Source organism: uncultured Jatrophihabitans sp. (assembly GCF_964244045.1).
In the GTDB taxonomy this organism is placed as follows: domain Bacteria; phylum Actinomycetota; class Actinomycetes; order Mycobacteriales; family Jatrophihabitantaceae; genus Jatrophihabitans.
Window position 1 is genome coordinate 1 of record NZ_CAXTHK010000025.1, and the last position, 7,818, is coordinate 7,818.

Annotated in this window: 7 protein-coding genes; 4 read left to right on the forward strand and 3 right to left on the reverse strand. The window is 66.8% G+C overall.

The genetic code is table 11. From position 1 onward, the window contains the following. Nucleotides 1–98: 98 nt before the first annotated feature. Both ACFFC4_RS16595 and ACFFC4_RS16600 read right to left on the reverse strand, forming a co-directional pair. Nucleotides 99–554 (reverse strand): hypothetical protein, encoded by a 456-nt coding sequence (locus ACFFC4_RS16595; RefSeq protein WP_375502869.1) that lies wholly within the window; start codon nt 552–554, stop codon nt 99–101. Nucleotides 555–870: 316 nt separating this feature from the next. After that, nucleotides 871–1,935, reverse strand: a complete 1,065-nt coding sequence (locus tag ACFFC4_RS16600) for a glycosyltransferase family 4 protein (RefSeq protein WP_375502871.1) — start codon at nt 1,933–1,935, stop codon at nt 871–873. Between the two features lie 180 nt (nt 1,936–2,115). Here ACFFC4_RS16600 and ACFFC4_RS16605 point away from each other — a divergent pair, with 180 nt between their 5' ends. Together ACFFC4_RS16605 and ACFFC4_RS16610 are read left to right on the forward strand one after the other, a co-directional pair. Next, the gene (locus tag ACFFC4_RS16605; protein ID WP_375502873.1) at nt 2,116–3,162 is read left to right on the forward strand and encodes a glycosyltransferase family 4 protein; all 1,047 of its coding nucleotides are present in this window, start codon (nt 2,116–2,118) and stop codon (nt 3,160–3,162) included. Nucleotides 3,163–3,202: 40 nt separating this feature from the next. Then, the gene (locus tag ACFFC4_RS16610) at nt 3,203–4,330 is read left to right on the forward strand and encodes a glycosyltransferase (RefSeq protein ID WP_375502875.1); all 1,128 of its coding nucleotides are present in this window, start codon (nt 3,203–3,205) and stop codon (nt 4,328–4,330) included. Between the two features lie 2 nt (nt 4,331–4,332). Here the strand turns inward: ACFFC4_RS16610 and ACFFC4_RS16615 are convergent, their stop codons facing one another. Next, entirely contained in the window at nt 4,333–5,217 is an 885-nt protein-coding gene (locus ACFFC4_RS16615; protein ID WP_375502877.1) for a LysR substrate-binding domain-containing protein, read from the reverse strand. An 80-nt stretch (nt 5,218–5,297) separates the two neighbouring features. Here ACFFC4_RS16615 and solA point away from each other — a divergent pair, with 80 nt between their 5' ends. Together solA and ACFFC4_RS16625 are read left to right on the forward strand one after the other, a co-directional pair. Then, nucleotides 5,298–6,485, forward strand: a complete 1,188-nt coding sequence (gene solA / locus ACFFC4_RS16620) for an N-methyl-L-tryptophan oxidase (RefSeq protein WP_375502879.1) — start codon at nt 5,298–5,300, stop codon at nt 6,483–6,485. Next, on the forward strand, nt 6,478–7,662 hold the full coding sequence (locus ACFFC4_RS16625) for an aromatic ring-hydroxylating dioxygenase subunit alpha (RefSeq protein WP_375502881.1): 1,185 nt from the start codon (nt 6,478–6,480) through the stop codon (nt 7,660–7,662). Before solA ends, ACFFC4_RS16625 begins: the two co-directional genes overlap by 8 nt. Nucleotides 7,663–7,818: the final 156 nt, after the last annotated feature.

Genomic DNA, 7,818 nt, shown 5'->3' on the forward strand with positions numbered 1-7,818 from the left:
CCCTCATCCCGTGATCAACACGCGTGAAGCTCTACACCCTGGATCCGGAAGAGCCACTTATACGTTCGAGTCGTGAGGCACCGGACAACTACCCCCCATCAGGCACGAATGAAGATTGTTGTCTCGGTCGGAATCAGTGGGCGCGGTCGAAATCCGACGTAACGCTCGCAGTTCCAGTCGGCCGTGATCTCGTCTGACTGCGCGTATTCTTTACGGTCTGAATCATCGAGAACGATAATATCTGCAAAGTCGACAACAATCGCCAGAGCGTCCACCCGCGTCATAGCTGCCTCGTCATTGTGGTCAACGATCACCACGTTGGACGGTTCCGCCGAGGGCAACGCCGCTGCTATCGATTCCGAAATAATTGTGACGTTACCGAGGCCGCGAAGTGACTCTGAGGTTCTTCTAGCCCAATCGGCGTTCGGTTCGATACTCACTACGCGCCCGACTCGGGCAGCGAACCACGCGGTCGAGGAACCAGAACCCAGTTCTAGCAGCGTCATGTCGTTGGTTAGCAATTGGTTGAGCCGTTCGACGGCGTTGGGTGCCATCCATGGCTCGGTGGAGCTGACACCGCGGCGAAGTGCTGCCCCCAAAATTCCAGCTGGGGCCCAAGCTCCACGACGGGTATGCAATCTGGATCGGCGTTCGTCGCTCCGGCCTATGACCTTCGAGATCCACGCCATGGCGAGAGCATAGACTGAGTTCGTTCGGCGCATCGTCATTCGGACGGTCGTGGGCTCGAACTCATCCCCGAGCGGCGTGTTGAGCAGCGTCGGCGCGGGTTCGCCTGCCTGCGGTCGAGTCGTTAGCGCTTCCGAATCCATGATCGTAGGTCGCGGGGCCTGAAGGATACTTCCGCGTGACTCAAAGGCGAAGTGCCTCTCGGATCGCTAGATGCATATTCTCTGCCATATTCGTAACCGAATATTGCTGGGCCTCGCGTTGGGCCGCACTGCTCATGGTCACGCGCTCATCCTGATGTGAAAGTATTGATACGGCTCCCGCGGCGAACTCGACTGGTGTTTGCTGGGTCGTTACCGAGAATGCTGGCCGAAGGTAATCGTGCTCGGGTGCGTGATACCGCCAGTCAGTCGTTACAAGTGGCAGTCCAAGTGTCATCGCGTCAATCGCGACGAGCCCGACTCGGCCGGGAACGAGGCAGACCTGCGCGGTCTTGCCGAGGAGGGCGAGGGTGTGCAGTCCGGCGTGGGGCAGGACGCGAATCGCTGCGTTCGACGCTGCCCGGTCGTCGACGTAACGCTGGAGCGGCCCCCCGCCGGCGATCGCGAGGCGAAAGTCGGGAATCTCGGCCTGAATGAGGGGTACCGCATCCAGCAACAGATCGAGGCGTTTGGATTCGTCGAGGGCACCCACGAACACGGCCGTCGAAGCGGTGAGTGAATGCGTTGCCCGGAACTGTTCGATCTCGGCGTCTGTCAGCGCCTGAAGCGCGGCCCGCAGCGACTCGGTGTCCGTGCTGTTCCACGCAACGGTGATCTTGTCTCGCGGAATGCCTTGTCGGTCTAGGTGCTGGGCGCCGGACTCGGTATACACGATCGTATGAACGGCGCGTTGGCACAGCCGCACTTCCAGCCACGTGTCCAGGCGATTTGCGGCGGTGACGTAGGCCTTCCCGTGCCCCCACAGGGCAACGGGGGTGCGGCGCTGCATGAGTAGCCCGTAGGTGTCCAGATTGGTACTGGCCAACTCGGCGATGATCAGGGCACTGTCGGCGAGAAATTGCCTCGAACTTCGAAGGTGAAATGTTTCGCGGCCGACGCGGACGCTCCGGGAGCGGACAGGGACGCTCCAAGACCCGGACGCGCTGTCGCCCCGTCTGCCCTGGTCACCTGAAGGAGTCGGGTGGGCCACCTGGAGTTCGAGTCCGTCATCCACCAGGAGGTCGCTCAAAGCGTCGAACAGCGGCACCCGATAGGTTGGGACGTACGGCTGAATAATTGTTACTTTGTGTGCCTGGGACCGGGGCCTCACGCCATATGCTCCAATCCTCGGCGTCTCGGGAGGTATGTGGAACCGTCAGCGGGTGCTCTGAGCCCGGCCTCGCGGCTGATCTGGTTCACGAATCTCAGCGCACCGTACCGAAGGCCGATGTGGGAGGCGCTGGGCCGCAAAGTTCCGCTTTCGGTGGGTTTGCTGGCCGGGTCTGAGCGCAACCGTCGCTGGTCGAACGAGCTGCCGGCCGAAGTCTCGCATCATCGCTTCCGCGCGGGGGTTCTCCGCGCCGACGCGGATCCGCTCTATGTGCTGAAGGGGCTCGCGCTACGTCGGTTCGGGCGGGACGACGCAGTCGTGCTGCCCGGTTGGGAGCATCCAGCGGCGTGGCAACTGCTCGCGGAGGCGCGGATGCGGGGTGTCGCCACCGTCGCCTTCTATGAATCCAACCGCCAGTCGCACCGCTTCGCGCGCGGCCCGATCCCGCGGGCCCGTTCTTGGTTTTTCCAACACGTGGATGTGGTGCTCACCGTGGGTCAGGCGTCTTGGTCGGTGGTGACCGAGTGCGGCGTCGACCCGTCGTGTGTGGTCATGACGCACAACTCCATCGATACCGACGCGTTCGCAAACGACAGCGTTGGCGGAGAGCTGCCGAACCGGGAGACAAAGCGGTTCGCATATGTCGGCCAGCTGATTCAGCGGAAAAACGTTGAGTCCCTGCTTCGCGCGCTGGCCCTATGCGGCGGCGACTACGAATTGGACGTCGTCGGCGAGGGCCCACTCGAAGCCAACCTCCGGGCGCTTGCGGAAAGCTTGGGCGTCGCCACACGCGTCACGTTCTGCGGATACGTCGAACCTGAGGCGGTAGCGCAACGTCTTAAAGCAGTCAGCACGCTGGTACTTCCGTCAACGGCAGAGGTGTTCGGGCTGGCTCCAGTCGAGGCTCTTGCCTTCGGTCGGCACGTCGTCGTGAGCTCAGCCGCGGGAGTTACCGCCGACATAGCAGGGATGCCCGGCGTGTGGGTGGCGGATCCCGATCCTGTTGCCCTCTCGCACGCAATGTGCGCGAGTAGCAACGATTGGGATGGACCGATCGGCGACCCGCCGATTCGTGAGTGGACGCCTGACCGCTTCGCTGCGGACGCGCTGCATGCGGTGCAACTCGCCATCTTGCGGCGACAAGGTCGCCGGTGGCGAGGCTAGTGAGCGGCCGTTCGAACCGTAACGCGCGCCGGGTCGGTCGATGAGAATCGCACAGTTCGTCAGCCTGATCAGTCAGTACGGCGCCTTCGGCGGCCCGGTCAGTGTCGCCCGCGGCCAGTGCGAGGAACTCGCCCGGCGGGGTCACGAGGTGACCCTCTACGCGGGTTGGGACGGACGGGCAGAATGCGCGGTCCCCGGCGTGGACGTCCGCTTGCACCGCGTACATCGGGTAGTGCCCACTCCGGGATTCTCCGGCCTGCTCGCCCCGACGCTGCTGCGCCAATTCGCCCGTCATGCACCGTCGGTCGATGTCGCGCACGTCCACCTCGCTCGCGACCTCCTCACCCTGAGCGTCACCCGGTTGGCTGCGGCCAGGACGCCGCGGTTGGTGGTTCAGACCCACGGGATGGTGATGCCCGATAACCGGCCCATCGCCAGGCTGACCGATCTGCTTGCCACCCGCCTTGGGCTCGCCAGGGCCGACACGATTGCGGTACTGACCGAAGCCGAGCGTGCGGGCGTCGAGCGGGTGGCCCGACAGCGCGTCGCGACCGAGTTGCTACCCAACGGCATCGCTGTGAGTGAAGACCAGCCGGCGCGTGAACCGCACGGGGACGGCGCGCCGACCGTGTTGTTCTGTGCTCGGCTGCATCCACGCAAACGGGTGCTCGCCTTCGCGGAGATGGCAAGGATCCTGCTTAACCGAGGTGTTGAGGCGAGCTTCGTCGTCGCCGGGCCCGACGAAGGCGACCTCGTGCCGTTACGCGCGTACGTGGCACGGCACGACATCGCCGCCCGCTTCGACTACGTCGGGGGCCTATCGCCACAGCAGGTTCGCGCCGCGCTGGCCGCGGCTGCGGTCTTCGTCCTGCCGAGTGAGCGCGAGCCGTTTCCGATGACGCTCTTGGAGGCGATGTCCGAGAGCACCCCGGCCGTCATCACCACCGGGTGCATGATCGCCGACAGGTTCGACGGTTCGGACGGACCGGTTGTCACCGACGGCACGCCGGCCCAGCTCGCGGACGCCGTCGGCCGGTTGCTCGCGGACCCCGACGAGGCCGCCCGGCTCGGCCGCCGTAGTCGCGATCTCGTCGAAAGACAGTTCAGCATCGGCGCCGTGGTCGATCGGCTCGAGAGCATCTATCGTCGGGAGCCGGACATCGGCTGACGTCAGGTCTGAGCTGCGCGCGCCTCGTGGGCGAAGCGCAGTGCGAGGTCGCTGGCGTCCCGGCGTCGGGCCACCTGCAGCACGATCGCCGGACTCGGTCCGGTCAGTGGGCGGAACGCGACGCCGGCGGGGGCGGTGTGGGCATAGAACGCGGGCTGCAACGACACACCGAAGCCGGCCGCTACGAGGGCGAGCTGGCTGTCGATGTCGCCACCCTCGGTGTTGACCTTGGGGCTGAAGCCGTGTTCGCGGCAGAAGGCCACCACGATGTCGAAGAAGTCCTCGCCGAGGTGTCGCGGCCAGCTGACGAATGGCTCGTTCGCAAGCAATCGTGGGTCAACCGCGTCGAGCCCAGCTAAGGGGTGATCAGCCGGCAACGCCACCATCAGCGGTTCCGACACGAGCGGCTCAATGACCAGCAGCTCCGTGGGCGGCGCCGAGCGGACGATGCCGATGTCGATCCGGCGGTCGACGAGCGCCCGAAGTTGCAAGGCGGTGTCCATTTGCAGTACCTCGAAGCGCACCTGTGGATGCTCGCGGCTGAACGACCGCATCACCCGCGGCACGACGTCGGCCAAGCCGGTGCGGACCGACCCGATCACCAACCGTCCGGTCGTCCCGCGCGCTGCCTGCTGCGCCGTCTCCACCGCCCGCTCCACCTCGTACAGCGCCCGCGGCGCCGTGGCGAGCAGCGCCTCGCCGGCCGGCGTCAGCTGCACCGTCCGACTCGTCCGCACGAATAACTCGACCTTCAGGTCCCGTTCGAGGGCGCGCACCTGCTGGCTCAGGGCGGGTTGGCTGACGTTCAGCTGCGCCGCGGCCCGGCTGAAGTGCAGCTCATGCGCCACGACCAGGAACGACCGCAACCGGCGGGTGTCCAGATCCATAAGGCACAGCTTATGGAAGACGCCGAAAAGGCAATAGTCATTGGTCCCCACGAGGTGCCCTGCCCCGTCAGCATGAGGGCATGAACCGCGACTTTCCCGTCATCGTCATCGGCTGCGGCGGCCTCGGCTCGGCCGCCTGCTACTGGCTCGCGCAGGAAGCCGGCTCGGCGGTCCTCGGCCTCGAGCAGTTCCCGCGCGGCCACAGCCGTGGCGCGAGCCAGGATCACTCGCGCATCATCCGCCTGGCTCAGCACCAGGACGCCTACGCCGATCTTGCCCCCGACGCCTACGACGCCTGGCACGCCGTGGAGCGGGCGTCCGGTGTCCAGCTGCTGACGCGCACCGGAGGACTGGTCATCGAGGACGTGGCCGAGCGCGCCACAGCTGAAACCGGCACCCGCAACATCACCGGCTACGACGACGTCATGCGCCGGCACGACGTCGAGTTCGAGCGGCTGGACGCCGACGAGATCGTGCGCCGCTGGCCGCAGTTCCGGCTCAACGGATCGGAGCAGGGGATCTATCAGGCCGAGTCCGGCCTGGTCGACGCCGGCAAGGCCAACGCCACCCACGTCGCGCTGGCCCGGGCCGCCGGCGCGACCATTCGCGACGAGACGCCCGTCCTGCACGTCCGCCCGCACGGTCAGTACGTCGAGGTCGTCACCGCCGACGAGACCTACCTCGCCGAACGGGTCATCGTCACCGCCGACGCCTGGACCAACGTCGTGCTCGCCGACCTCGGAATCCAGCTGCCGCTGACCGTCACCCAGGAGCAGGTGACCTACTACGCCACCCCGCACCTGCTCGAGTTCGCGCCCGAGCGCTTCCCGGTGTTCATGTGGCACGGCCGGCACAACTTCTACGGCTTCCCCGTCTACGGCGAAGTGGCGACGAAACTCGGCCAGCACAACGGCGGTTTCCGCACCACCGCCGACACCCGCACCTTCGAGCCGGATCCCGTCCGCGAGCAGCGGCAGCTCGACTTCCTGGCCGAGCACCTGCCGCGGTTCGCCGGCCCGACGCTCTACACCAAGACCTGCCTCTACACCCTGCCGCCGGATCAGCACTTCGTCCTGGACACACTGCCCGAGCACCCGAACGTCGCCGTCGCCGTCGGCGCCGGGCACGCGTTCAAGTTCGCCAGCCTGCTCGGCCAGGTGCTCGCCGACCTCAGCCTGCGCGGCAAGACCGGCCACCCCATCGCCGACTTCCGGCTCGATCGTCCGGCCCTCACCGACCCGGCGTTCGTCCCGGCCGTCCATGTCTGAGGCCGTCTCGCCGCCCGTCGCCACCCCAGGTTGGACGCTGCCCGCTACGTACTACCTCGACCAGCACGTCTTCGAGGCCGAGCTTGCCACCGTCTTCCGCGACGGCTGGCTGTTCGCCGGACACAGCTACGAGCTCGCCGGGGCTGGCGACTACCTGCTGTTCACGCTCGGCGACGAGGAGGTGATCATCGTCCGCGACGAGGACGGCCTGTTGCGCGCGCACCACAACGTCTGCCGGCACCGCGGCTCGCGGATCTGCGCCGAGCCCCGCGGCACCGTCCGGGCCCTAGTTTGCCCCTACCACCAGTGGACGTACGGCCTGGACGGGCGGCTGCGCGCCGCGCGGTTGATGGGCGACGATTTCGCGAAGAACGAGCAGCGGCTCACCCCTGCCGCCGTGCGCGAGGTCGCCGGGCTCGTGTTCATCTCACTCGCCGACGAACCACCCGACTTCGCAGCGGCCGCCACGGCGTTCGGCGCCCAGCTGGCGCCGCACCGGCTCGAGCACACCCGGATCGTGCACCGCGCGTCCTACCGGGTGAACGCCAACTGGAAGACCCTCGTCGAGAACAACCGCGAGTGCTACCACTGCCGTGGCAACCATCCCGAGTTCCTCGAGTCCAACTTCGAGTACGGCAGCCACGGCGACCTGCGCCGCTCCTCGACCTACGATTCGCTGCTCGCGACGGCCTACGAGCGGTGGACGGCCGACGGGCTTGCGCCGGACGACGTGAGCTTTCCCGACGGTCAGTGGTTCCGCGTCGCGCGGCTGCCGTTGCGAGACGGCTTCCGCACCGAGTCCCTCGACGGCGCGCCGGTCGCCCCGCCGTTGGGCGAGGTCGGCGACGACCCGGGCAGTCTGCGGCTGATCGGCCTGCCCACGCTGTGGGCGCACGCGAACCTCGACTACGCGGTGACGACGCGGCTCACCCCGATCGGCCCGTCCGTCACCGATGTCGAGGTCTGCTTCCTCGTGGCCGCCAACGCCGCTGACGACGATGTCGACCTCGACCGGCTCACCGCGGTCTGGACCGTGACCAGCGAGCAGGACTGGCAGTTGTGCGAGGCCAACTACGCCGGCATCCGTTCCCGCGCCTACCGCCCCGGCCCGTTGTCGCCGGTCGCCGAGGCATCCGTCCAGCACTTCCTCGAGTGTTACCTCGCCGCGCTCGGCTAGTTCTCGGCCATCGGCCTGGCATAGCGAACGGGACCGTCCCCCTCTGTGGGCGGTCCCGTTCGCTGGCTGGGTGTGGCTGGGTGTGGCGGGGTGGGGTTGGGTGTTAGGGGCGGCCGAAGTCGGTGGTGAGCCAGATGCGGTGGTTGGTGTTGTCGA